This is a genomic window from Enterococcus sp. AZ063, from assembly GCF_051715045.1.
Taxonomy (GTDB): Bacteria; Bacillota; Bacilli; order Lactobacillales; family Enterococcaceae; genus Enterococcus_D; species Enterococcus_D casseliflavus.
Window position 1 is genome coordinate 796,923 of record NZ_JBIOTA010000001.1, and the last position, 24,056, is coordinate 820,978.

Genomic DNA, 24,056 nt, shown 5'->3' on the forward strand with positions numbered 1-24,056 from the left:
ATAATGGTTTCATAATAAGGGAAAGGAGCAGATGAGATGGATTTTCAGAAAAAAAATATTCTCTTGAATGTGGCTGTTACATCAAAAGAAGAACTGTTTCACGTAATTGCGCATCATGCCTATGAATCAGGGATCGTTACCAATGCAGCAGATACATGTGCGGCATTCATTGAACGGGAAGCACAATATTCAACCGGCTTACAAGAAGGCTTTGCTATTCCACATGCAAAAGCTGAACCGGTTTTGGAACCGACCGTTTTGTTTATTCGTTTAGAGCAAGCCATCGAATGGGAAACCTTCGATGATTCGGCAGTCAAAAATGTGTTTGCTTTGATGGTTCCTAAAAAAGATGAAGGAACGGTGCATCTGCAAATGTTGAGTCGCCTAGCAACCGCATTGCTTGAAGAGACATTCATCCAGCAGATTCAACAATCAGAAGACAAAGCTTATTTAGCAGAATTGATCAAAAAGGAAATGATGGGAGAGAAAATTGTATGAAAATAGTAGGAATTTCCGCCTGTCCAGCTGGATTGGCACATACACCGATGGCGGCAAAAGCTTTAGAAAAAGCTGGTGCGAAACTTGGCTATGAGGTCAAGATCGAACAGCAAGGCTCATTAGGGCAAGTCAATGAGATCACTGCAGCCGAAGCAAAAGAAGCAGATTTCTTGCTTTTAGCGACTGACCAAAAAGTTGTTGGGATGGAACGGTTTGAAGGAAAACCACAAATTCGAGTAAATATCAATACGTGTATCAAAGCACCGGAAGCGGTGCTGAAGAAATGTGTAGCTGCTGTTGAACAAAGAAACGCAAACTAAAGGAAAGAGGCAAGGATGATGAAAAGAGTTCTAGCAGATTTAAAAGGCCACTTGATGAGTGGAATTAGTTTTGTACTGCCATTGATTATTGGTGCTTCACTGGTTGTTGCCATTCCGAAAATGATTGCTCTTGGTATGGGGATCACAAGCTTAGATCCTTATGCTGACACGGAAGGCTTTAAACATGCGCTTTATTTGATTGAACAAGTAGGGTGGACAGGAATCGGCTTGATCAATACTGTCTTGGCTGGTTTTATCGCGTATTCTGTTGGAGATAAGGCTGCGCTAGGTGCTGGCTTTATCGGTGGTGCAGTCGCTTCTAGCACCAATGCTGGGTTTTTAGGGGCAGTTATTGCTGGGTTCTTAGCAGGATACTTAGTGAAGTGGGCGAAAGAACATATCAAATTACCGGAGTTGTTTGCTGGGGTGATGCCGCTGGTAATTTTACCCTTGATTGCTACATTGTCTGTAGCAATCGTCATGGGCGCCTTACTCTCTGAGCCATTGGCGTGGATCAATACTAGTTTGGTTGAATGGATCCGAACCATGATTGAAAATGACGTTAACAAAATTTTACTGGCAGTCATCATGGGGGCAATGATTGGCTCTGACTTAGGAGGACCTGTAAACAAAGCTGCTTGGATGGCAGGAAATGTGTTACTAGCGGAAGGGGTCTATTTACCAGCCATCATCGTGAACGTTGCGATTTGTGCGGTACCATTTGGATATGCCTTAGCAACTTTGTTCCACAAAAATCGATTCAACAAAGAGCTACTGGATGCTGGGCGTAATAACTTTATTATGGGGTTCATCGGAATCACAGAAGGAGCAATTCCTTTTACATTAGTCAATCCATTACGACTTGTGCCGATCAACATGTTGGGAGGTGCAATCGCTTCTGGTTTGGGGATCGCATTAGGAATGTATGACAAAATGCCGCCAGTTGGGGGAATCTACGGCTTCTTCACTGTTGGAAACGGTTGGGCGTATTTGATTGGACTATTTGCAGGAGCAGCCTTCATCGGTTTTGTCGCGCCTTTATTCGTGAATTTCAATAAGCAAGAAGAACAAACAGAAGATATTGCCCTCGATGATATTGAAGTGAGCTTTGAAAATTAAGCAACAAGGCTGATTAGCTAAATAGTAGCAAAAGAAAAGGCACGAGCAGGTGATTTTTCAAGAACGCTTTAAGGTATCTGACAAGGACAAGACTTGGGGAAGAAAACAAGAGTATTTGAAGAGAAACGATTTTCAAAATTCGAAGCATTTATGTAAGGATCAAATTATGCGTACCAGATGGTAAAAAAATTGAGAAAAATTAATAGGCACGAACGACACCCATCGTTACGTGCCTTTTTTAATCACGGGAGAGGAATGATTGAATGAAAAAAACAGTACATGTCGTACCCCACAGTCATTGGGATCGCGAATGGTATTTTACGACGAGTCGCTCGAAAATCTATTTGATGCACGATCTAAAAAACGTCATTGAACAACTAGAAAAGGATGATCCTTATGAAAGTTTCATTTTAGATGGACAGGCTTCTCTGTTAGATGATTACTTGAAATGGCGCCCACAGGACAAAGAAAGGATTCAACAACTTGTTCAACAAGGGAAATTGATCATTGGCCCATGGTACACACAAACCGATCAATTAGTGATCTCGGGAGAAAGCATTGTTCGAAATATGTTATATGGCATGAAAATTTGTGAAGCATTCGGAACCTACATGAATGTCGGCTATGTGCCAGATTCTTTCGGACAAGCAGCTAGTATGCCACAAATCTATCGTGAGTTTGGTATCACTGACACGATGTTTTGGCGCGGTGTCAGTGATGACGATGTTAAACACACAGAGTACAAATGGCGTGGAGAAGATGGTTCTGTGGTCAATGTTTACCAGATCCCAAGTGGGTACTACATTGGCGGTGCCATTCCTGAACGAGAAGCAGAATTAGCAGAGTTTTTACATCAAGAACCGTTTAAAACAACTTGGGGACGCAGTGCAACGGATCAAGTGTATTTTCCAAATGGTTTCGACCAAGCACCAGTTAGAGAAAATCTTCCAGAATTAGTTGATCGAATGAATCAATTGTATCAGGATGAGTATGAGTTACAATTTTCAACGATTGAAAAATACATTGCTGCGGTCAAAGCACGCCATCCTGAGTTGGAAGAAATCGCTGGTGAACTGATCAACGGCAAATTGATGCGAATCCACAAAACGATTTTTTCTTCACGTCCTGATTTGAAGGCGATGAACACTCAGATCCAACATTACTTAGTCAATGTCATGGAGCCTATCTTAACCATGGCTATGCAATTAGGATTTGAGTACCCCGTGGAAACAGTCATAGAGATTTGGAAGTTAATGTTTGAAAATGCGGCGCATGATTCGATTGGTTCTTGTGTTTCTGATACGACCAACGAAGATATCTATATGCGCTATAAGCAAGCGCGAGATATTTCTATGAATCTTGTCGAATTGACGTTACGACAGATTTCTACTGCAATCAACAACCCACAAGCAAAAGAAATTACTTTTACGCTTTTCAATACCTATGACACAAAACGTAATGGGGTGATCGAAGCAGAGATTTATTTGCCGCAAAAAGATTTTGCGATCCTTGACCAGTCAGGTCAGGCGTTACCTTATACGATTTTAGAGCTTACCGACCAAACGGAGTATGTGTTGAATCAGGGGAACATATTAGATCCAGTCAAGGAGATCTATTTGCCGGAGAAAGTCTATAAAGCAAAGATTGCCATAGAAACGACTGACGTGCCGAGTATGGGGTATACCCAGCTGACAATTGATTTAAAAGGTGATACAAGCGCACCATTGCAGGAGATTACAACCAATACGATCGAAAATGAGTACTATCAGATCACTGTCAATAGCAATGGCTCGTTAGATATTCTAGATAAAACCAATCAGGTGCTTTATCAAAATCAAGGGATCATTGAAGAAAATGGCGACGATGGTGATTCATTCAATTATTCACCACCTGTGAAAGATTTTGTGATTTCATCAATTGATGCGCAACCAACGATCTCGATTCAGCAATCAGCAATCTACCAAAAGATTGATGTGGCATTCACGCTGAGGGTTCCGAAGGATTTAGCTGAACGTGCAGAAAAGAAGGTCTCGGCTTCACTACCGATCCAATTGACGATCGTGTTGAAAAAACAATCGCAACAAATTGATTTCAACTTAACGGTTGAAAACCAACAAGTGGATAGTCATCGGGTATGTGTGCTATTTGATACCGGAATTGCCTCGAAATTTTCGCTGGCTGACCAACAGTTTGGTACGTTGCAGCGCCCTGTTGTGTTTGAAAAAGAAATGGCTCTTTGGGAAGCTAATAAAGAGCAATGGAATGAGCAGCCGATCGCCATAGAAACGTGTCAATCGTTTGTCGGTTTATTCGATGCATCCCATGGCGTAGCAGTCATGCCCAAGGGTGTACGTGAATATGAGATCGTGGGCAAAGCGTTTAATACGATTCGCCTAACGATTTTCCGAACCTATGGCTTCATGGGGAAAGAGAATCTACTGTATCGACCAGGGCGTGCTTCAGGAGAATCAGTGATTGCGACACCAGCTGCACAGTGCCACAAAACGATGCACTTTGATTTCTCTGTTGCTTACTTTGCTCAAGGATTTGATCAAGCAAATGTTGCACAACGTGCCAAACAAGCAGTAACACCGATCACGCTTTATCAAACCGCAGAATTCCTGAATTCCCGCTTGATTTTTACTTTAGGACCGGTTGAACCAACCTTACCGGCAAACTTTAGTCTTTTTGAGATCAATGGCAATCTGACCCTGAGTGTATTGAAAAAAGCCGAAGATCGTCCAGGTTATATTTTTCGCCTATACAATGGGCTTTTAGATGAATGTGGACACGCGACGATCACATTCAATCATCCAGTGAATGTAGTAGAAACAGTCGATTTAAAAGAAGCTACAAAAGAAGCACTTGTTGTGGAAAAGAATGTAGTCACTCTTGAAAAAATAGGCCACGCAAAATTTGTGACATTGTATGTAGAATAATTGCTAGTGATCGAGAGTAAGGATAGTCAAACGCAGAGTTGAAGAAAATTCATAGTGAAAAGGTCAACCTCCCGTATACATTTTAACCAGATGTGTACGGGAGGTATGTTTTATTTTCGACTATTTTTAGCAGTCTTTTTTATTGAGAGTCTATCAATTCATAGCAATGACAAGTAAAGAATTTTCTCAGCCACAGCTTTTCCTAAAATTTCCCCTCCAGTTTGAGAAAAATGCAGATGATCCCCCGAATCAAATACAGAAGCTAATCTTGTTATATCAGAAGGATCTCTTACCATATCATTGATATCGATCGTATTTTCTTGCGTCATTAACCATTGATTAAACGCAGTTCGGATAGCTTCTTTTTCCTCGGTCCAACTCGGCTTTCCTTGGTTGTAAGAATAGTTAAAAGGGGGAAGCGTGAGAGGAACAAACGGAATTTCGGCTTTTTTTGCCAGACTTATTAGAACTTTGTAGTGTTTGATCAACTCCTCTTTGGTAGGTAATTCTGAAAGTGGAGAGCCCGTTCCTGGATGAAATAAGTCATTTAACCCAATCAATGAAACGATCATATCTGGCTTTTGATCCACGACATCTTCTTGGAACCTGTTTATCCCAGCAACCCCAAAGCTGTCTTTCCAACGAGAAATCCCTGAACCTGCACATGTCAGACGGTTACCTGATATGCCAGCATTAAAGCTTGTTGCAACCAGACCACATTTATTTAGATTGTCGATGACATTATCACTAAAATATCCTTGATTCGTTAAAGAGTCGCCGAAAAAAGCAATGACTTTTGCATCAACTTTCGTTTCTAGAGCAACTGAAGTAATACCAAAAATAAAGTTATTGGTTTCTCTTATATTCGAACGGACTAATTGATCAGACAGTAAGTTTGCCGAGGAAGATACTCGATTGATCTCGTTAGAAAATAATGCTTCTATCAGAATATCGGCTCCTTTGGTTACTGAAAAATCAATGTCATCTGTCCATAAAGTGGCCCCAGCTGGGACAATGAATTGTGGTCGATTATCTAAGGTAATAACACTAGATTGTTGGGTTCTCGGATCACTACTGATTTTTATCGACTCTACGTTTAAATCAAAAGAATCATAGCGGTTACAAAGTTCGAGTGCTAATCGTTTTCCAGAAAGCGGCTGCTTGATTCTCAAACGTAATTTACGTCCATTAGGAGAAAAGTTTAGTACTTGGTAATTAGAAAATACTTGATGCCAAATTATTTTTTTCATCATATATCACCTTACAGTTCATCTGCAGCTTTCATTTTATCATTGAAACCAAAAAGCCAAGTCAAAAGAAAGGATAGCAAAAATGTTCCTATATGAGAGAGTAGATAAGCATAGAAGTTTTTATCGATCCCTGCAACCGGGTTGATAAAAGAGGCAAATCCTATAACCCCACCTGCGAATCCATAGTTGACCAAGTGAAGGAAACCTGCTAGAGCACCACCAAAAATATTTGAAAGGGTCACGAGATAGAAGACTTTTTTGTATTTTAGTAGAATACCATAGATTGCAGGTTCGCCAACACCGCATATTTGTGAAAGAGTGGCAGCAAAGGCAACTTGTTTTAGTTGAGCTTTTTTTGTTTTCAATGCGATTGAGCACGTTGCACCCGCAATACCCATCATCAATACAGACGAGAAGGCATTCATCATACTAAATCCGTTAACAGTTAAATCGTTGACGATGATCGGAATCAATGGCCAATGCATGCCGAAGACCACTAAGACTGGAAAAAGTGCGCAATAGACTGCTCCGCCAATAATTGTGTTAAAGTCAAAAATGGTACTAATTCCGAATGCTAGCCCATCACTAATAATCGTTATGATTGGTCCGATGATAAGAAGAACGGCTAAACTTAGTACCAGAACTTCAACGATTGGTGACACAATGGAAGAAATCACGAGAGGAACAATTTTCTTTAAAAACTTTTCAACATACGTTGCTAACCAAGCAGCGACCAGAATAGGGAAAACCGAAGCTGTATAATTCATAATGGGAAATTTTACGCCAAAAATAGCGACCTTCGCAGCTGTACTTGAAGCAATAGTGACTATATTTGGGTGAATGAGTATCGCACCCACGACTGCCAGAACAATAGGATTCACCTTTAATTTTTGAGCCGTAGTAAAACCTAAGATGACAGGCAAAAAATAAAAAATGCCATCTGCAATCGTGCTAATCAATAGATAAGCTTGCGAACTATCTTGCAATAAACCAAACGTCACCAACGAAGCTTGTAATCCTTTGATTATTCCAGCTCCTGCAAGAAGACCGATGACGGGCATAATTGAACCTGTAATTATGCCAATAAACTGATTGAAGCCATTTCGAAATAGCTGAAGAAAATCACTATTGGAATCATTTTCCACCACTCCCTCTATAGAATCAAAGACTTGATCATTGTTTAACTGGTGCATTACTTCCTCGTAAATAGCATTTACTTTGTTTCCAACAACCACCTGATATTGTCCTTGAGCTTCTACGACGCCCATTACACCATCCAACTCTTTTATCTTATTTGTATCGGCTTTCTCTTTGTCCACTAGATAGAAACGAACACGTGTAATGCAGTGGATCACATTTTTGATATTATTTTTTCCACCAACGTACTCAATCATGTACTCCGCTAACTGTTTGTCACTCATAATAAAACCTCCTCATTTCTTTTAACCGGTTACGCTCATTTTAAATTTGTTTAAACAAATAATCAAGCATTTGTTTAAACAGATTTAAGTTTTTTGTATAGGTAGAAGGATATCATGCTATAATTAACTGAAAGAGTGAGGTGGAACTATGGTGAATAAGTTTCGGGATATATATGACACTTTGAAAAATGAAATTAATGAGGGACTCTATAACGATACAATGGTTTTACCGACCGAAATGGCGTTAATTGAGCGATTTGGTACTAGTAGAAATACAGTTCGCAGAGCGATTCAACTGCTTAATGAAGATGGATTGGTTTATAGTGTGAAAGGAAGAGGGGTAGTTATTCTTGAAAGAATCGAGATTGACAAGAAGTCTTTCAAGGTAGGAAATTTTCAAGGATTGAAGGCACTATCCGCAGACACTGAAGTCGAAAAAAAAACAATTGTGCAAGAATTTCGCGAGTTGACTGTTGATGATTCATTAGCAAAAAAAATTTCATTTCCGGTTGGTGAAAGAGTATACCTTGTGAAACGATTACGAATCATTGATGGGAAAGCGATGATGTCAGATACGAGTTATTTCAAAAAAAGTATTGTTAAGGGACTTAATGAGAAAATCATAGCCGGATCAATCTACGACCATATCAGACAAAACTTAGATTTTAAAATCGCTGCATCAAAATCCATTATGAAAGTTGAGTCTGCAAAAGATTCTGACTTTAAAGAATTAGCTTTGGGAAAAAATAATTGTGTGGGGATACTGGAAAATGCGGTCTATAATGATATGGGAAAATTATTCGAATATACGACAATCAGGTATATACCTAACGAATACGCACTCATTTCATTTGATCAGACGTAAATATTGATTTAGCAAAATAACTTGAAGGAATTTAGCAAGCGGGAAAAAGATAGTGAAAACAATAAGGTGATCGCTAGTATACTGTCTGTATATTTCCGTTTTCTATTGTGGTTGCACAAAGCGACTACTTACCATTTTTCCAAGTTGAAAATGAAATTAAACTTTCTAAAGAAATGACCGAACCAAAAGCAAAAGACAGGAGAATATCATGAAAATTAGAGCCGCAGCATTGTCTGATCATAAAGAACTAGCTCATTTGTCGAAAGTACTAGGCTATCCGATTGAAGAAGAAGTATTGATCGAAGGTCTAAAGAGAATCTTTACTGAGGAGGATCATCTCTTGCTTGTTGCCGAAATAAAGGGTAAAGCAGTTGGGATGATTGAAGCACAGCCGTATTCAACAATTTATTCTGCTGGGCAATTTTTTAATGTCTTAGGTTTGGTAGTGGATGATCAAGTGCAAAAGCAAGGCGTTGGCGGGAAACTACTGTCGGCAATTGAAGAAGAAGCCCGACAGCGAGGAATGCAAGGCATTCGATTAAATTCGAATGTTAAACGCCAAGCTGCTCACAGGTTTTATGAAAACCATGGCTATCATAGCAGTCATGAACAGAAACGGTTTATCAAGGAACTATAAAAATACGAAGACGCTGGAGGAGTGACAAACGACACTCCAGCGTCTTTTTTTGTATTCACTTTAATTGGTTCAAAAGACTAATATTTATGGAATCAATGCCAACAACAGCCGTTTAATCTCCTCATAAACCTCTCCGGTTTCCGGCGTCACACGCTGACGATTCTGAATGATAAAAAGATCACGATAGCGGTACTCTGGATCAAGTTCCTGCCAGGGCAAGTCTTCTGGTAATGAAAGTTTCGAAATGATCGATTTGCCGATGTTTTGTTTTAATAGGGACAAAATCACTTCACTGTTATTGGCTTTGATGATTTGCGGATGCAGATGCTGGGCGTACAGATAGGTTTCGTTAATGTAATACATCCCCGAGTCGTTTTCTCGCAAGACCCAAAAATCAGAAGCGAGGTTGCCTGCTAACACCAATTCATCGCGATAAACGAATTCTTTTTGGATCAATGGTGAAACGATTGATTTTTCGATCAGGCCGACATGGGCTTTGTTTGATTCGACGGCATCGATCACTTCTTGCGAATTCATGATTTTGATTTCAAAGGCAAACGTTGGAAATTCTGCAATCAGCTGTGCCATGATGCTGGGCAGTAAGTAAACGGCGGTGGTATTTGAACAAGCGAGCACACACGCTGTTTTAAAATTTTTGGTGTCTTTGGCTTGCGAAAAAATAGTGGACAATGAGCGGAGGGACTCGACCACACGAGGATACAAAAACTCCGCTTGGCTAGTGGGTAAAATCAATTGTTTTCCTTTACGTTCAAAAAGTTTGAAGCCAAGTTCCGCCTCTAATCGTTGGATTTGCAAGGAGATCGTTGGCTGAGTTTTATAGAGCTGTTTGGCGGCAAGACTAAAGTTTCTCGTTTCATAAACAACAATGAAGGTTTTGAGCAATTCAATCATTTTGCGGACTCCTTTATTATTAATAAAATTTATAATTAGTATTTAAAAGTACAATTTTACAAATAGTTATCAGGTGATTATAGTATAAGTGTAGAGAAAAAAGAAAGCAAATTTAATTGAAATTTTCATACATTCAGAAAGGATGAGTTGATGAAAACATCGATCCAGCATTTTTTACATTCATTGCCAATCCCGATTTGCGGCTTGATTTTAGGCACTGTGTCTTTGGGGAATTTATTGTATTCAGAAGGAATGGAGACGGTTGGAAATGGGTTTTGCACCCTTGGTATTTTCATCATGGGGCTCTTCCTTCTGAAAGTATGCTTTACATTTAAGCACACGATGTCAGAGTTGAAAAACCCAATCGTTGCTTCGGTGGCGCCGACCTTTACGATGGCGCTGATGGTGATTTCCACTGTTTTTGAACGGGTCATTCCCAATGCAGTGGTGAATGATCTGCTCTGGTGGGGGGCTATCGGCTTACATTTTGCTTTAATGATCTATTTTGTTGTCGTGCATATTTTGCCTGTCGACCTTTCGCTGGAATACATTTATCCAAGCTGGTTTATTACCTTCGTCGGGATTGGCGTAATTCCCAATACTTCTGCTGTCTTTTTTAAAGAGCTAGGGGAAGTGATCGTCTGGATCGCATTGGTATTGTATTTTGCGCTTTTGCCGATTATTTTAAAGCGAATCGTCCATCAAAAGCTGACGGAACGGGCGGCAGTTCCATTGATCACGATTTTAACAGCACCAGGTTCTCTTTGCTTAGCAGGTTACCTTTCCGTATTTGAACAAGGCTCTGCTTGGTTTGTCGCCTTTATGCTGTTATTGTCACAAACGATTTATTTCTGTGTCGTCGCTTATATGAAAAACATGCTGGCAGTCGGGTTTTACCCCAGCTATGCGGCATTTACGTTTCCTCTTGTGATTTCAGCGACGGCTATGTTCAAATCAGCGCTGTTTTTTGCGAATCACCCATTGATATTTGGGTTTCTACAAGCCTTAACGATTATTGAAACAAGCTTTGCCGTGATTGTTGTCAGCTATGTGTTAGGAAAATATGCTGTTCATTTGTATCAGCAAACCAAAGCGCTGATTGCCGGTCATAGTTACTAAGGAAGCACAAGAGATCATCCATTTTTTGAGAAAATGCGTACTATACGCAAAACAATAGCACAAGTATTTGAAAAGAAAAGGAAGGGATCGCACATGAAAAGTACAAGCAGAAAAGTTGTCGTTGTCGGAACAGGTTTCGTTGGAACGAGCATTGCGTATTCCATGATCAATCAAGGACTGATCAATGAATTGGTCTTGATCGATGTCAATCGGGACAAAGCAGAAGGAGAAGCCCTCGATTTGTTAGACGGTATGTCATGGGGGCAAGAAAACATCAAAGTTTGGGCTGGAGAGTACTCGGAATGTAAAGATGCTGACATCGTGGTTATTACCGCAGGGGTCAACCAAAAGCCAGGACAAACACGGCTTGAATTGATCGATGTGAACGCCGAAATTATGGCAAGCGTCACAAAACAAGTGATGGCTTCAGGCTTTGATGGCGTGCTTGTCATCGCTTCAAACCCAGTCGATGTTTTAACTTATCAAGCATGGCGCGTGTCCGGGTTGCCAGCCAATCGTGTCGTTGGTACGGGAACGACCCTCGATACTACGAGACTTCGAAAAGAAGTGGCGGCAAAATTAGCCATCGATCCACGGAATATTCATGGATATATCATTGGGGAACACGGTGATTCGGAAGTCGCTGTCTGGTCCCATACAACGATCGGGGGGAAACCGATCGTAGAATTGATCAAGCAAAAGGATCGTTTGACCGTTGCCGATCTAGCGGTTCTTTCTGAACGAGTAAAAAATGCTGCCTATGAAATCATCGATCGAAAACAAGCAACTTTTTACGGGATAGGGATGAGTGTCGCAAGAATCGTTCGAGCGATCTTAAATGATGAGCAAGCGATTCTACCGGTGTCTTCTTACCTTGATGGGGAATATGGCATCAACGATTTATTCACAGGTGTTCCTGCAGTCGTGGACCAAAACGGCGTCCGCGAAATTATTGAATTGACGCTTACTCCTGAGGAAAAACGGCAGTTTGATACTTCGTGTCATCAGTTACGAGCAGTAATTTCCACAATTGGACAAAGCAAAGTCAGCTGATCTCTAGAACACCATTAATGAAATCCTCGTGTTCGTTTTTGCCAAAGCATGGTTCGACTATTTACGGTCGACCATGCTTTTTTTACATCTAGCAAAGAATGTTAAAAGGAAATGGCGTATTTTACGCGAAACACACAGTATTCAACTCTCTTTTTTTTCACTCCTTTAAAAAAAAACATCCTCAGTGAATGACAGAAAAAGAATGATCGATCAACCTTACAAACTTTCCGAGTTGTAAAAAGTGACAAAGTGTCACTTTGTGTGGTATTCTTCAAGAAGTGACACTTTGTCAACATTTGGAAAACAGGAGGAAAGAGCAATGTTTCTGGCTATAAAAGAAATGCGTTATTCAAAATTAAGATATGGGCTGATCGTAGGAATCATGTTTTTGATCGCCTATGTTGTTTTTATATTGTCTGGCTTAGCTACCGGACTTAACTGGGATTTTAAAAAGGCCATCGTCGACTGGGATTCATCCGCAATCGTTTTATTAGAAGATGCGAATGACACATTTGCGGCTTCGCAATTGACGAGAGGGGATCTAGACCGTGTAGAAGGGACCCAAAAAGCCCCGATTGGTTTATACAGCAGTGTCATCACGGTCAACGATGAACAAGTCAATGTGACTGTTTTTGGTACACAAGACGATGCGTTCTTGTTACCAGAAGCCTTAGAGGGCAAGCTGTTTTCAAAAGAAAATGAGATTACGATTTCAGAAAACTTAGCAGAAGAAGGTATCAAGGTCGGGGATCAAGTGAAAATCGGGCGTTCAGATGAAACCTTCAAAGTCGTTGGGATCACCCCAGAAACGTCTTATACGGTGTCACCAGTGATTTATACTTCCCTCGATACTTGGACGAAAATGAAGTTTGCTAATCAACCATTTCCATCTGATAAGGAGCAGCCCATCAATATCATTGTGACCAAATCAAGTGATCCGAAAGTCGATAACCAAGGAGGAACCCAGCTCAAAGTCTTGGCAACGGAAGACTTTATTGAAAAGCTTCCCGGATTTTCTGCCCAAAACTTGACCTTAAATGCCATGATCTACTTCTTATTTGTTGTTGCAACGGCAATCGTGGGGATTTTCATGTATGTGATCACCCTACAAAAAACGGCGATTTTTGGTGTGATGAAAGCCCAAGGGATTCGGACCAGCTTTATTGCTAAATCAATTATTGCGCAAGCATTTATGGTCGGTGTGATCGGGGTAGCCCTAGCCTTTGCGGCGGCATACGGCACCAGTTTGTTTTTACCAGATGCCATGCCATTTTTCTTTGAATTCAAGCAATGGCTGCTTTATAGCGGCATCTTGATTCTCGTGGCAGTTCTAGGCGGCTTATTCTCCATTCGGACGGTCACAAAAGTCGATCCAATCACGGCAATAGGAGGGTAACAAAGATGAAAGACATTTTAGTAATGAAGGATATTATAAAAAAATTTGGCAAGCAGCATACCGAAGTAACGGCATTAAAAGGACTGAATTTTCATGTTCAAGAAGGGGAGTTTGTCAGTATCATCGGTCCTTCTGGTTCAGGAAAAAGTACCTTTTTGACCATCGCTGGCGGCTTACAAAATCCAACAACCGGAGAGATCATCATCAACCAGGTGAACTTTTCCCAATTAAATGAAAAGCAACGAGGGAAGTTGCGTTTTAAAGAGATTGGGTTTATCTTGCAAAGCTCGAATTTGATCCCTTTTCTAACGGTAAAGGAACAATTTTATTTGGTCGACAAAGTTACAGGAAAAGCCAAGGAAAAGGAACGGATTGATGAATTGCTTGCTTCATTAGATATTCTCGATCTTCAAGACAAGTTTCCCCGCGATTTATCTGGTGGGGAACGTCAACGAGTGGCGATCGGCCGGGCGTTGTTTAATGACCCAAGCTTGATTTTGGCGGATGAACCAACTGCCAGCTTAGACACCGATCATGCGTATGAAGTGGTGAAGTTATTGGTGAAAGAAGCGCATGAGAAAAAGAAAGCGACAGTCATGGTCACTCACGACGAGCGAATGATCCAATGGAGTGATCGCATTTTCCGAATGGAAGATGGCAATCTGATCGAACAAAACGCCCCGTCAAGAGAAACTGCACAAGTCTGAGTGGAAAAGTAGAGGGATTTGTTTATAATAGAGGGAGTAGATTGCGAATGATGGAGGAGAATCCCTTGCCAAGTACAACATTTTTTCATTTAAAACAAGAGAAAAAAGAAAAAATCGATGCCGTGCTTTTAGAAGAATTCTTCAGCAAGCACATCAGTCAAGTCAAGGTCTCTGCCATCGTCGAAAAGTCGCACATTTCTAGAGGGGCGTTTTACAAGTACTTTCAAAACTTAGAAGATGCCTATGACTATGCGATCGCCGACTATTCAAACCAAATCCATTCTGCGATTTTTACGTTTATCAATCGCAACAAAAATGATTTTTTCAAAGGGATCGAAGAATACTTGGCTTGGTGCAGTCAATGGTCACCTGAAGATGATCATTGGAAAATGATCCACTTATGTACCCAAAGCAATGCCTGGACGAAGCGCGATGCGATCCCTGACGATTCGCCCATGATTCGCCAATGGTTGGAGCTGTTGGAAGAAAATCGCTTCACGATCCATGATACGCAAGAAGCCGTCAGTTTCCTTTACTTTATTATGGCGGTCGTGATGGATAGTCTGACAGATTTTATTTCGAATGAATGGACCGCAAAAGAGCTGATCAAAGATTTTCGCTATAAGGTGCAATGGATCAAGTATGGAATCAAAGAGGACAACAATGAGGACAATGAAGAAGAATGAATGCTTCGGCAAGAGGATGGAGCAAATGCCTCGCACGGCGGAGAAGTTCATTTACAAAGAAAGAGGTGCCCGACAACTGAAATAGTTGTCGGGCACCTCTTTTTTGAGGGAATGATTATTTTTTATTTACACGTTTCGCAATGATCGGCAAGATCAAGCCAATCAAAAGAAAGGCGATTGGCGTAATGATATTTAAGGCCAATTGGAAGAACCAAGCTTGCGGATCTGCCGCATAATCAAGTTTAGGAACCATCCCTAAAATGCAGGCAAAGGCCGTGAACAAGAAGCACCATAAGCCGATCCCAAAGCCAACCTTGGTGTTTTTCACGAATTTATAATCGGAAGTAAAGCGATTGGCGTGTTTGTTGACTAGCATAAAGGCTAAGAAGACCCATAAGTAACGCAATGGCATGACAACTGAATTCAAGTTTAGCAACCAACGATACAGTTCGGTCATATTGCCGATTCCTAGTGCTGGAATGATGATCAAAATGCTGACTAGGATACCAGTCATAATATACCCATTTACTGGTGTTCCTTTTTTGTTTAGTTTTGCTAAGCCATTTGGTACAAATTCTGAATCAGCATCAGACAATAATATTTTCAATGGGGCATCAATTGAAAATGCCAACGCAGAAATTTGCGCTAACGCATTGGCGATGGAATAAAGAATGACAAAGAAATTGCCGATACCGTAGAAGTTTCCTAGTCGTTGAAAGGCTTCATAAGCGCCGTTGACCATCAAATCTTCTGGAATATGATTGGCATCAAAAAGCATCCCCATAGCAATCGAGCCGAGCAAGGCACATAACGCCACCATACCGGCTAAAAAGATCATGCCTTTTGGAAATTCTTTGGCAGGATTTTTTGTGTTATTTACGTAAGGCGAGATTTTTTCACAGCCACCTACCGCAAATACCAGCATCGAGATCGTGGTTAAATAGGTAAAATCAAATTTAGGGATATAGGTTGAAACAGATGACATGTTTGGTGTAGCAATTTCAGCACCAGTCATTGCTGGAGCTGTGACTGCTAAAAGAATAAAAAGAATCGACATCACGAACATGGCTGTTCCGGCGATGTTCCCAATCATTTTTAAGGTCGTCAATCCTTTAGAGGCAATCCATAAAAAGAATAGAAAAATAGCTAAACAAATCAACGAGACTTCCATGGAGCCCATCGTTGATACAAATGTACCATTTCCTTTAAATAACCAACTCAATGATACTAAGATTCCTTGGGGTTTTTGTGCCAAATAAGGCACGTGAACGACCCAATAAGTCCAAGCAGCAAAAAAAGCCAACCGCTTTGTTGAGGTTTCTTTGATCCATGAGGAAACCCCACCACTTGACTCTTTGAAGGTCGATCCTAACTGACCAACACTTAATGCATAGGGTACAAAATAAAGAGCCATAATTAATAGCCACGAAACAACAACAGTCAATCCTTGTTGAGCGTAGTTGTTTACAACATTTCCCAGTCCCCAAACAGAGACGAACGCCATCAGTGCAATATTATACCAGCGTAATTGTTTCTCATTCATCGCTTTCTCCTTCTTAAAATGATTTTTCTGACTGATTAAAATAGAGCGTTTTTTGAAATTTAGTGAGAAAAAAATTTCTTTCCATAAGCGCTTGATCACGATCAAGTTTCTTATGCATTTTTTCACAAATGTCAAAGGTCAAATTGAATAAAAAATTTCACTTGCTTCTTTTTTATCCAGTCGTTGATTTTCCATAGCTAGGATAAACCTCTGAATTCTTTTGGTCAAGAAAAATTAAATTGTTATTTAAAAAAAATAATAAATTTCTGATGATAGCAAAAGCAAACATCATCATTCATTAATAATCTGAAAGAAATCCAACTACATTCGGTCAAGGGCATGGATGAAAGAGGGATCATTTCATTTAAATGAATGGACGTATAAAGATGGAAGAAACCCTTTCGAAAGGCTTTTCACTGGTGCTTTTTGGATAGATTTTTAAGCAAAGGAAACAGGAGAGTAGTCGTAGTTTTTTTGTTTTTTTTTAAAAATTTTACGCGAACATTCTTTCAAAGAAACACGAAAACAAAGTTAGCCGAATGCTTCGTTCCATCGAAATTACTCGTTTTTTTCGCCAATTTATAGGAGGTGGGTGTTATTCGCTCAAATACTGGCCATAAAAGCAGATAAAAGACGAAGTTTCCGCTGGCATGGAAGAAATCGAACAGTAGTCCTTGAAGGTAATAGGCAAGAAACGAAGGAAACTGATAAAGCCAAACTTCCATCAACGAAACGATCAAGCCATAAAGAAGTCCGCAAAGAAAGGCAAAGAAAGCTTGCAATAAGCGGTTTTTCTTGATGATCGGTATTTTTCCAAACTGATGAAAAAGAATGATGGTGATAGTAAGTGCAGCAAATTGACTGATCGTCCAGGGACCCATGCCTAGATAGATATTTGTTCCGAGCAAACTTAATAAGGCAATCATCAACGCATCAGATAAACGGTAAGAAAAAGCCACTAAAAATAAAAGGGCACTCATAGGCTGAATGTTAGGGATAAAGACAAAAACTAACCGTCCAACGATACAAGCCGCAGTGATCAGTGCTAAATGAGAAATTCTTTGGATGGAAAATATCTTGGTTTGGGGAGGAAGCATGAGAATCGTCGTCTTTCTAATTGATAATCATTCTCATTATACATGGAAAATAATGAAATTCAAGATTGAAATACACATTATATAGTATGATAATAAAAAACAAGCACAATATGTTGTGTTTTAGAAGGCGAGGGAAAGAAATGGAATACAAAAAACAAACGATTGAGAAATTGAACGAGGATATCAAGTTGTTCCAAGAAGTTTCGGCGATCACACCAGAAATGACCCAAACATTTGAGGGAATCGCTCGTTTGATTATGCTGGATCGTTATTCATACAAAGATCAAACCCATCAAACATTGCGTAAGGATGATTTGGTGATTTTGACAACGAAAGCTGATCCTAAATATCCTGCGCGAGGAATCGGTGTTGTGAAAGCAATCGATGGGGAACTAGTCTCTATCGAAGTGGAAGAGGCCTATCGCTCAGCGTTAGAAGATATTGATGAACAAGCGAGTGGACTTGTTAAAAGAAGAAAAAGTGACATTGAAAAACCGTTAGAACTCTTTTTTGAGCAAGTGGCGCATCGTGTAGCCAAAGGGATTTCTGCCAACGAGGCCCATGACCAGGAGCGCTTCTTTGAGGCGTTTTACCAACAAATCGTAGCGCAAAACCTAATTCCTGCAGGCAGAGTACTTTATGGAGCAGGAACAAATTCTCACGTTACCTACTTCAATTGCTTTGTGATGCCTTTCATTCATGATTCCCGAAAAGGGATTGCTGTTCATCGACAAGAAGTTATGGAGATCATGAGTCGAGGTGGCGGGGTTGGAACCAATGGGTCGACCTTGCGACCAAAATCAAGTGTGGTCCACGGTGTCAGTGGTCGGTCTTCTGGGGCAGTTTCTTGGTTGAATGATTTGGCAAACTTGACGAACCTTGTCGAACAAGGAGGTAGCCGCCGTGGAGCGCAGATGATTATGATGGCAGATTGGCATCCAGATATTTTTGCATTTATTCTTTCTAAAATTCAAAATCCTGCTGTATTGCTTCACCTAAAAAAAACAATCACAAATGCGACGATCAAACAACTGATCAATGAAAAACTGCAATTTGACCCTCTGACAAAAATGGAAGAAAGAATGTTCGCTTATCTAGCACAACTGCCTGAATCGTCAGATAAGGAACATAATGAAATGATCCAAAAGGCAAAAGAAAAATTGCGCATAGGTGGCAGCTATACGGTGAAAGAAAGTGATTTCTTAACTGGCGCGAATATCTCAGTCTGCTTGACAGAAGAATTCATGGAAGCAGTGAAGACAGATGGGTGGTATGAGCTACGCTTTCCAGATATCGACAATTATTCAGAAGCAGAGATGGCGCAATATGATGCAAAATGGGCTGAAGTCGGGGATGTGCGAGAATGGGCAGCTGCTGGCCATAAAGTCAAAACCTATCAAAGGATCAAAGCTCGTGAGTTATGGGAGTTGATTACTTTTTGTGCAACATATTCTGCTGAGCCTGGTATTTTCTTTATCGATAATGCCAACAAGATGACGAATGCTACAGCATACGGACAAAAAGTCGTGGCAACCAATCCGTGCGGTGAACAGCCCCTAACCCCTTATGCGGTCTGTAACTTGGCAGCCATCAATCTCGCAAACATGGCGGATCGCCAAAAGGGCACCGTTGATTTTGCCAAACTAAAAGAAACCGTGAAAACAGCGGTTCGTTTCCAAGACAATGTTATTGACGTAACGCCTTACTTTTTTGACAAAAATGAGCAGCAGGCGAAAGGGGAAAGACGTGTTGGATTAGGGATCATGGGCTTGGCAGATTTATTGATCTACTGCGGGAAAAAATACGGATCGGCAGAAGGAAATCAATTCGTTGATCAAATTTTCGAGGCAATGGCAGTCACTGCCTATGAGGCATCCATTGAATTGGCGAAAGAAAAAGGCAGTTTTCCCTTCCTGATTGGAAAAAATGACCAAGAGACGCAAGCGTTGCGGAAGAAATTTATCGATACAGGATACATGAAAAAAATGCCAGCGCACATCCGCGAAGGCGTGCTGCGATTCGGTATTCGCAACTCTCATCTTTTGACTGTTGCGCCAACAGGATCGACAGGCACGATGACGGGAGTTTCAACTGGTTTAGAACCTTACTACTCCTTTTCTTATTTTAGAAGCGGTCGACTAGGTAAGTTTATTGAAATCAATGCGGAAATCGTTGACGAATACCTGATGGATCATCCTGAACGAACCAAAGCGGAGTTGCCGGCATGGTTCATTTCCGCTATGGAGTTGACGCCCGAAGAGCATGTCGGTGTGCAATGTACCATACAACGCTGGGTGGATAGCTCCATTTCAAAAACGGTCAATGCACCAAAAGGATATACAGTAAGCCAAGTAGCCAAGGTTTATCGAGATCTTTATGAAGGAGGAGCCAAAGGAGGGACCGTCTATGTAGACGGCAGCCGAGATTCACAAGTACTTACCTTAGAAGCGGTTGAAAATGAGCTGACCGCACAAGTTGAACCGCTGTCTGTCGTTCAAGTAGATGAACCCGTCGCCTCTGGTGAAATCTGTCCCATCTGCCACGAGGGAACCATTGAGGAAATCGGCGGCTGCAGTACCTGCACAAACTGTAAAATCCAATTAAAATGCGGGCTCTAAGAAAAAACGAGATTGATAAAATAACTCTTATCCGCATACTGGATAGAAAAACGATTAGTATTTTGACTATTGGAGAGGAAGAAATAGATGAAAAAAGTATTTGTCGTATTCATGTTAGTGAGCACACTACTTGTCGCTACAGGATGCCAACAGGCAAGTGTAACGCCAGAAAGCACGCAGCAAAGTTCCTTGAAGCAAGACCAAGGAACAGCAACGATCGTCATCCAAAATCAAGAAGCTGTGACCTCAAAAGAAGTAACATTCCGAGAAAATGAGTCGCTGCTGGAAGTAATGAAAGAAAACTTTGCGATCAAAGAAAAAGATGGCTTTATCACCTCTATCGACGGCATCAGTCAAGATCAAAAAGCCAATCTATTTTGGGTCTATACCGTCAATGACGAAATGACCGATAAAGGGGCACAAGCGTTGTTTTTAAAGAACAATGACACTATCACATTTGATTTGAAAGCATTCTGATTTGTTTGATTCTAAGGATCTTTACTGGTACAAAAGAATTTGCCCATAAAGAGCTTTATCTATAAAGATAGACCCTTGCGTTGATTTTGGAGGCAGTTTTGCATTCAAGTTCTACTCAAGAGTCTATTCTTGTTTTTCTATCAGGGGTTGGGGTGGTCACTTAGTTTATTTTAAAATTGGAATAATAGAAGTAAAGATACCATTACATACATAAGTTTTAACGATGATGCTTCTTTCGTATTTTGGCTTGCGTTCCTATTTTTGTAGAAAATAATTTTTTATAGAAGAGTGGAAATGGACAAAAATTTGATTTATCCGTTAGCTTAAGTGGCTAACGCTTCTATTCTCTAATATATGATTTTACTTCCTATTTTTCTTGCGATTGTTTCCCAATCTGCTTGTTGTTCATAAAAACAATGTTATCATTGTATCATCAGATGTAGGTGGCAAACAGTGGTCTAAAACACGAGTGTTGATTACAAATAAGGTTTTTTCGTTCTCTTTATTTATTGATCAGAAAAGGTAGGAGGAGAATAATGGTTGAGGTACTTTTGATGTGTGGCGTTAGTGGTGCAGGCAAAACCACTTACTCAAAACAAAAAGAGCAAGAAGGCTATGTAAGACTAGCAATAGATGAATTGATTTGGAAAGACTATGGCGTTTATGGTGTTGATTACCCTTCGGAGAAATATGCAAAAGTTTCTTCATTATCTTCAGTTAAATTAAAAGAGCTTACAGTAAAGGCTGTTCAAGAAGGAAAAAACGTAGTTGTCGATTCTAGTTTTTGGGCTAAAAGTCACCGAGACGCTTATAGAGAACTACTGGCAGCATATGATGTGACGATTAAAGTAATCTATCTAAAAGCTGATTATGATACTTTACGAAAACGATTAGCGATCAGAAATAAAGTCCAGACTGCAAATTCCGCTTTTCCTATTACAGAAGAAATCCTTCAACGGTTTTTTTCAGGATTCGAAGAACCGGTAAATGAAGATGAGGTAGTGATCGAGCAAAAGAATATATGAAGTAGTATCAAAACGTTTTTTACTCTTTTTCAATACAGTTAGTCTTATTACTGTGCAGGACACGAAGGACAGTCATGCTAGAAGCAAAATAGTGATTGGCAATTTCTTTTCTTGTTGTATTCTTCGATTAATAAACGGATCAAAAAGCAAGCCGCTGAAGACCAAATGACTATTACAGCTACTAAAGACCAAGAATCAATACAAGAAACCGCCCATTTGGTAAATAGGACGGCAAACAGTAAGCACCTTGAGCAATCGAAACCACAAATTACGGCTCAAAAAACGATTACTACAAGACTTGTAAGAAAAATTAAATATAGTCTTCCTCTTTATTTACGTACGCTAGAACGTACGCTATAATATACTTAAGATATTTAAAGAAAAGGAGGAGAAAACATGGAAGTAATTACACCAACAAATGCGAGAAAAAATCTTTATGGAATCATTAAGCATGTTGTGGCTGACAGTCAACCTGTAGAAATTGCGAGTACAAAAGAGGAAGAAAGCGTCATTATGATTAGTAAGAGCGATTGGAACTCCTTACAAGAAACGCTCTACTTACAAAATGTGGGCGTACTTGATCGGATCAAACACTTTGAGAATGAAGAAAGTGAAGACTTAGGTGAAATTGATTGGGATACAATGTAAAGATCAAAAAGAATGCTCGCAAAGATTTGCCTAAATTGAAGGGTGTCAATCTAACTAGTAAGTTTGATGAACTGATCAAAGTCATTAAGGAAAATCCTTTTCAAACACCGCCACCTTACGAAAAATTAACAGGATTACCTTACTATTCAAGACGTCTCAATATAAAACACAGGTTGGTATACAGCGTGGAAGAAGAGAGTAAAACGATCACAATTCTCTCTGTTTGGTCACATTATGAACGTGGACTATAATATGATAAACTATTTCGACTCTTTGTCAATAATGACTGATGAGTCGTACAAAATCAAATCTGGGTCAGAATGAACCACATTCTGGCTCAGATTTTTGGCTCTTCGACATTTAGTGTTGGTAGAGAGAGAGATACAACTGAAAATTTAGTCATAACCAGTTAGGCAGAGTGCTTAACTGGTTTTTGTTTTACTTGGAAGATCAAGCCTTGAATGAGATAAATTCTTGCTCGAAAGTTGTGGAAATTTCGATAGCCGTAGGCTACTCGTTTTATCACTTTTATCTTGTTGTTTGTTCCTTCTAATGACCCATTACTATACCTGGTTTTTAAAGCATATTGAATCCCTAATTTGTATTTATTTAAAAACGTCAGCTTCTTACAAAACCATTGTGGGAGGCGTTGATCTAAGCTGTTGATGGTATCGAAAAAGCTTTGGCTGTCCTTGTGTTTAAAATGATAGAGGAGGAGCTGACAGGTCTCGTAAGCCCTTGTTAATTGCTCGTCATAACTCAAAAGTTCATCGACGATCGCTTTTTGTGTCATTGGTCTACGAAAGAATCGATCCTATTGATAATTGGAACTATCTAGATCATAGGCATGCTTAAGGAGTAATTTCCAGAATCGCTTCAAACGTCGATACCTTATCGGTTCCGTTTTTTTAAAGCTGTTCATTGTTTTAATTCGCAACTGATTTAACGCACAAGTGATTTGTTGGACAATGTCAAAGCGATCGGTCACGATTTTGGCGTTTGGGAAGACCGCCTTTACAAGTTCAAAATAAGGGGCATTCATATCCATCACGACGTATTTTACGTTCGCTCGTGCTTTTCGAGTGAATTTAAGGAAATAGAATTTTAAGAAAGCCAGGCGACGATTCTCCAATACACCGATTAATTGCTGGGTCTGCCCATTCATAAAGACAAAACTCATTTTTCCACTGCAGGATTTCATCGATTTGAACTCGTCAAAACAAAGGACCGAAGGTAATGTATCAAAACGAGGATGATACGTTTTTAAACAGGTGTGTAGGACACGCAGAACGGTTACGTCAGAGACAAAATAGCGATCGGCAATTTCTTTTCTTGTTGTATTCTTCGCCAGTTCCAAGGCAATTTGAACCTTTAATTCCTTTGAAAGATAGCAGTTTTCATCCACCAAATTGGTCTGAGCGTTGAATGTCGACTGACATTCTTTACAGTAAAAGCGCGTACGTACCAAGCGTAATTCTGTTTTGATGTCCCGATAAGGCAAAAGTTGGACTTTTGTTTTATGTGAGCCATTCTTGATGATTTGTCCTTCATTTTTGATACCACATTTACGGCAATGGCTTGGTATATAGCTAAGTTTGGCATGGATAAGATTGGTGCGAAACCCCTCTTCTTCTATAGTCTCTAACCATTCTTCTTCGAAGAATAAATTTTCATCTGTTAAACCTAACAAGTTTCTAGTACAATGATCCATGGAGATATCCTTTCT

General features: G+C 40.1%; 21 protein-coding genes and 1 pseudogene. 16 read left to right on the forward strand and 6 right to left on the reverse strand.

What is annotated here, in order from left to right:
• The first annotated feature begins 36 nt into the window (after positions 1–36).
• The 4 genes from IGK61_RS03625 to mngB all read left to right on the forward strand — a co-directional run bounded on the left by IGK61_RS03625 (position 37) and on the right by mngB (position 4,876).
• The gene (locus IGK61_RS03625; protein ID WP_005225261.1) at positions 37–498 is read left to right on the forward strand and encodes a PTS sugar transporter subunit IIA; all 462 of its coding nucleotides are present in this window, start codon (positions 37–39) and stop codon (positions 496–498) included.
• The gene (locus tag IGK61_RS03630) at positions 495–818 is read left to right on the forward strand and encodes a PTS fructose transporter subunit IIB (protein WP_005237427.1); all 324 of its coding nucleotides are present in this window, start codon (positions 495–497) and stop codon (positions 816–818) included. Before IGK61_RS03625 ends, IGK61_RS03630 begins: the two co-directional genes overlap by 4 nt.
• An 18-nt stretch (positions 819–836) precedes the next feature.
• On the forward strand, positions 837–1,937 hold the full coding sequence (locus IGK61_RS03635; RefSeq protein WP_074536378.1) for a PTS fructose transporter subunit IIC: 1,101 nt from the start codon (positions 837–839) through the stop codon (positions 1,935–1,937).
• A gap of 263 nt (positions 1,938–2,200) precedes the next feature.
• Positions 2,201–4,876 carry a mannosylglycerate hydrolase gene (gene mngB / locus IGK61_RS03640; RefSeq protein WP_074536379.1) on the forward strand — a complete coding sequence of 892 codons (2,676 nt, stop codon included), beginning with the start codon at positions 2,201–2,203 and terminating at the stop codon, positions 4,874–4,876.
• Positions 4,877–5,034: 158 nt separating this feature from the next.
• Here mngB and IGK61_RS03645 read toward each other — a convergent pair whose 3' ends face one another.
• Both IGK61_RS03645 and IGK61_RS03650 read right to left on the reverse strand, forming a co-directional pair.
• Positions 5,035–6,126 carry an SGNH/GDSL hydrolase family protein gene (locus IGK61_RS03645; protein ID WP_254777461.1) on the reverse strand — a complete coding sequence of 364 codons (1,092 nt, stop codon included), beginning with the start codon at positions 6,124–6,126 and terminating at the stop codon, positions 5,035–5,037.
• Between the two features lie 11 nt (positions 6,127–6,137).
• Positions 6,138–7,547 carry a PTS transporter subunit EIIC gene (locus tag IGK61_RS03650; RefSeq protein ID WP_438844690.1) on the reverse strand — a complete coding sequence of 470 codons (1,410 nt, stop codon included), beginning with the start codon at positions 7,545–7,547 and terminating at the stop codon, positions 6,138–6,140.
• Between the two features lie 148 nt (positions 7,548–7,695).
• Between IGK61_RS03650 and IGK61_RS03655 the strand changes: the two genes are divergently transcribed.
• Both IGK61_RS03655 and IGK61_RS03660 read left to right on the forward strand, forming a co-directional pair.
• The gene (locus IGK61_RS03655) at positions 7,696–8,412 is read left to right on the forward strand and encodes a GntR family transcriptional regulator (protein WP_074536382.1); all 717 of its coding nucleotides are present in this window, start codon (positions 7,696–7,698) and stop codon (positions 8,410–8,412) included.
• A 208-nt stretch (positions 8,413–8,620) separates the two neighbouring features.
• The gene (locus IGK61_RS03660) at positions 8,621–9,049 is read left to right on the forward strand and encodes a GNAT family N-acetyltransferase (RefSeq protein ID WP_074536383.1); all 429 of its coding nucleotides are present in this window, start codon (positions 8,621–8,623) and stop codon (positions 9,047–9,049) included.
• Positions 9,050–9,133: 84 nt separating this feature from the next.
• Here the strand turns inward: IGK61_RS03660 and IGK61_RS03665 are convergent, their stop codons facing one another.
• A complete protein-coding gene (locus IGK61_RS03665; protein ID WP_074536384.1) occupies positions 9,134–9,961 on the reverse strand; it encodes a LysR family transcriptional regulator in 828 nt (275 codons plus the stop codon).
• A 150-nt stretch (positions 9,962–10,111) separates the two neighbouring features.
• Here IGK61_RS03665 and IGK61_RS03670 point away from each other — a divergent pair, with 150 nt between their 5' ends.
• The 5 genes from IGK61_RS03670 (at position 10,112) to IGK61_RS03690 (ending at position 14,922) form a co-directional block, all read left to right on the forward strand.
• Positions 10,112–11,080, forward strand: coding sequence for a TDT family transporter (locus IGK61_RS03670; RefSeq protein WP_074536385.1), 969 nt, complete (start codon positions 10,112–10,114; stop codon positions 11,078–11,080).
• A gap of 93 nt (positions 11,081–11,173) precedes the next feature.
• Entirely contained in the window at positions 11,174–12,133 is a 960-nt protein-coding gene (locus tag IGK61_RS03675) for an L-lactate dehydrogenase (protein WP_074536386.1), read from the forward strand.
• 319 nt (positions 12,134–12,452) lie between these two features.
• Positions 12,453–13,529 (forward strand): ABC transporter permease, encoded by a 1,077-nt coding sequence (locus IGK61_RS03680; RefSeq protein ID WP_074536387.1) that lies wholly within the window; start codon positions 12,453–12,455, stop codon positions 13,527–13,529.
• Positions 13,530–13,534: 5 nt separating this feature from the next.
• A complete protein-coding gene (locus tag IGK61_RS03685) occupies positions 13,535–14,236 on the forward strand; it encodes an ABC transporter ATP-binding protein (protein WP_074536388.1) in 702 nt (233 codons plus the stop codon).
• Between the two features lie 47 nt (positions 14,237–14,283).
• Positions 14,284–14,922: a TetR family transcriptional regulator gene (locus IGK61_RS03690; protein ID WP_074536389.1), complete on the forward strand. Its 639-nt coding sequence runs from the start codon at positions 14,284–14,286 to the stop codon at positions 14,920–14,922.
• A 115-nt stretch (positions 14,923–15,037) separates the two neighbouring features.
• Here IGK61_RS03690 and IGK61_RS03695 read toward each other — a convergent pair whose 3' ends face one another.
• Both IGK61_RS03695 and IGK61_RS03700 read right to left on the reverse strand, forming a co-directional pair.
• The gene (locus IGK61_RS03695) at positions 15,038–16,465 is read right to left on the reverse strand and encodes an APC family permease (protein WP_005225272.1); all 1,428 of its coding nucleotides are present in this window, start codon (positions 16,463–16,465) and stop codon (positions 15,038–15,040) included.
• A gap of 509 nt (positions 16,466–16,974) precedes the next feature.
• Complete coding sequence (locus tag IGK61_RS03700; protein ID WP_438844691.1) at positions 16,975–17,562, reverse strand: hypothetical protein; 588 nt, start codon at positions 17,560–17,562, stop codon at positions 16,975–16,977.
• A gap of 140 nt (positions 17,563–17,702) precedes the next feature.
• On the opposite strand from IGK61_RS03700, the gene IGK61_RS03705 reads away from it, so the two are divergent.
• From IGK61_RS03705 to IGK61_RS03725, 5 genes are all read left to right on the forward strand, one after another.
• Positions 17,703–20,180, forward strand: coding sequence for a vitamin B12-dependent ribonucleotide reductase (locus tag IGK61_RS03705; protein WP_074536391.1), 2,478 nt, complete (start codon positions 17,703–17,705; stop codon positions 20,178–20,180).
• An 87-nt stretch (positions 20,181–20,267) separates the two neighbouring features.
• Positions 20,268–20,657, forward strand: coding sequence for a DUF4430 domain-containing protein (locus IGK61_RS03710; protein ID WP_005225275.1), 390 nt, complete (start codon positions 20,268–20,270; stop codon positions 20,655–20,657).
• A 536-nt stretch (positions 20,658–21,193) separates the two neighbouring features.
• Positions 21,194–21,682 (forward strand): AAA family ATPase, encoded by a 489-nt coding sequence (locus tag IGK61_RS03715; RefSeq protein ID WP_074536392.1) that lies wholly within the window; start codon positions 21,194–21,196, stop codon positions 21,680–21,682.
• Positions 21,683–22,078: 396 nt separating this feature from the next.
• Entirely contained in the window at positions 22,079–22,330 is a 252-nt protein-coding gene (locus tag IGK61_RS03720; protein WP_074536393.1) for a type II toxin-antitoxin system Phd/YefM family antitoxin, read from the forward strand.
• On the forward strand, positions 22,315–22,581 hold the full coding sequence (locus IGK61_RS03725; RefSeq protein ID WP_074536394.1) for a Txe/YoeB family addiction module toxin: 267 nt from the start codon (positions 22,315–22,317) through the stop codon (positions 22,579–22,581). Before IGK61_RS03720 ends, IGK61_RS03725 begins: the two co-directional genes overlap by 16 nt.
• Before the next feature lie 158 nt (positions 22,582–22,739).
• On the opposite strand, the pseudogene IGK61_RS03730 reads toward IGK61_RS03725, so the two are convergent.
• A pseudogene (locus IGK61_RS03730) lies at positions 22,740–24,041 on the reverse strand (ISL3 family transposase).
• Positions 24,042–24,056: the final 15 nt, after the last annotated feature.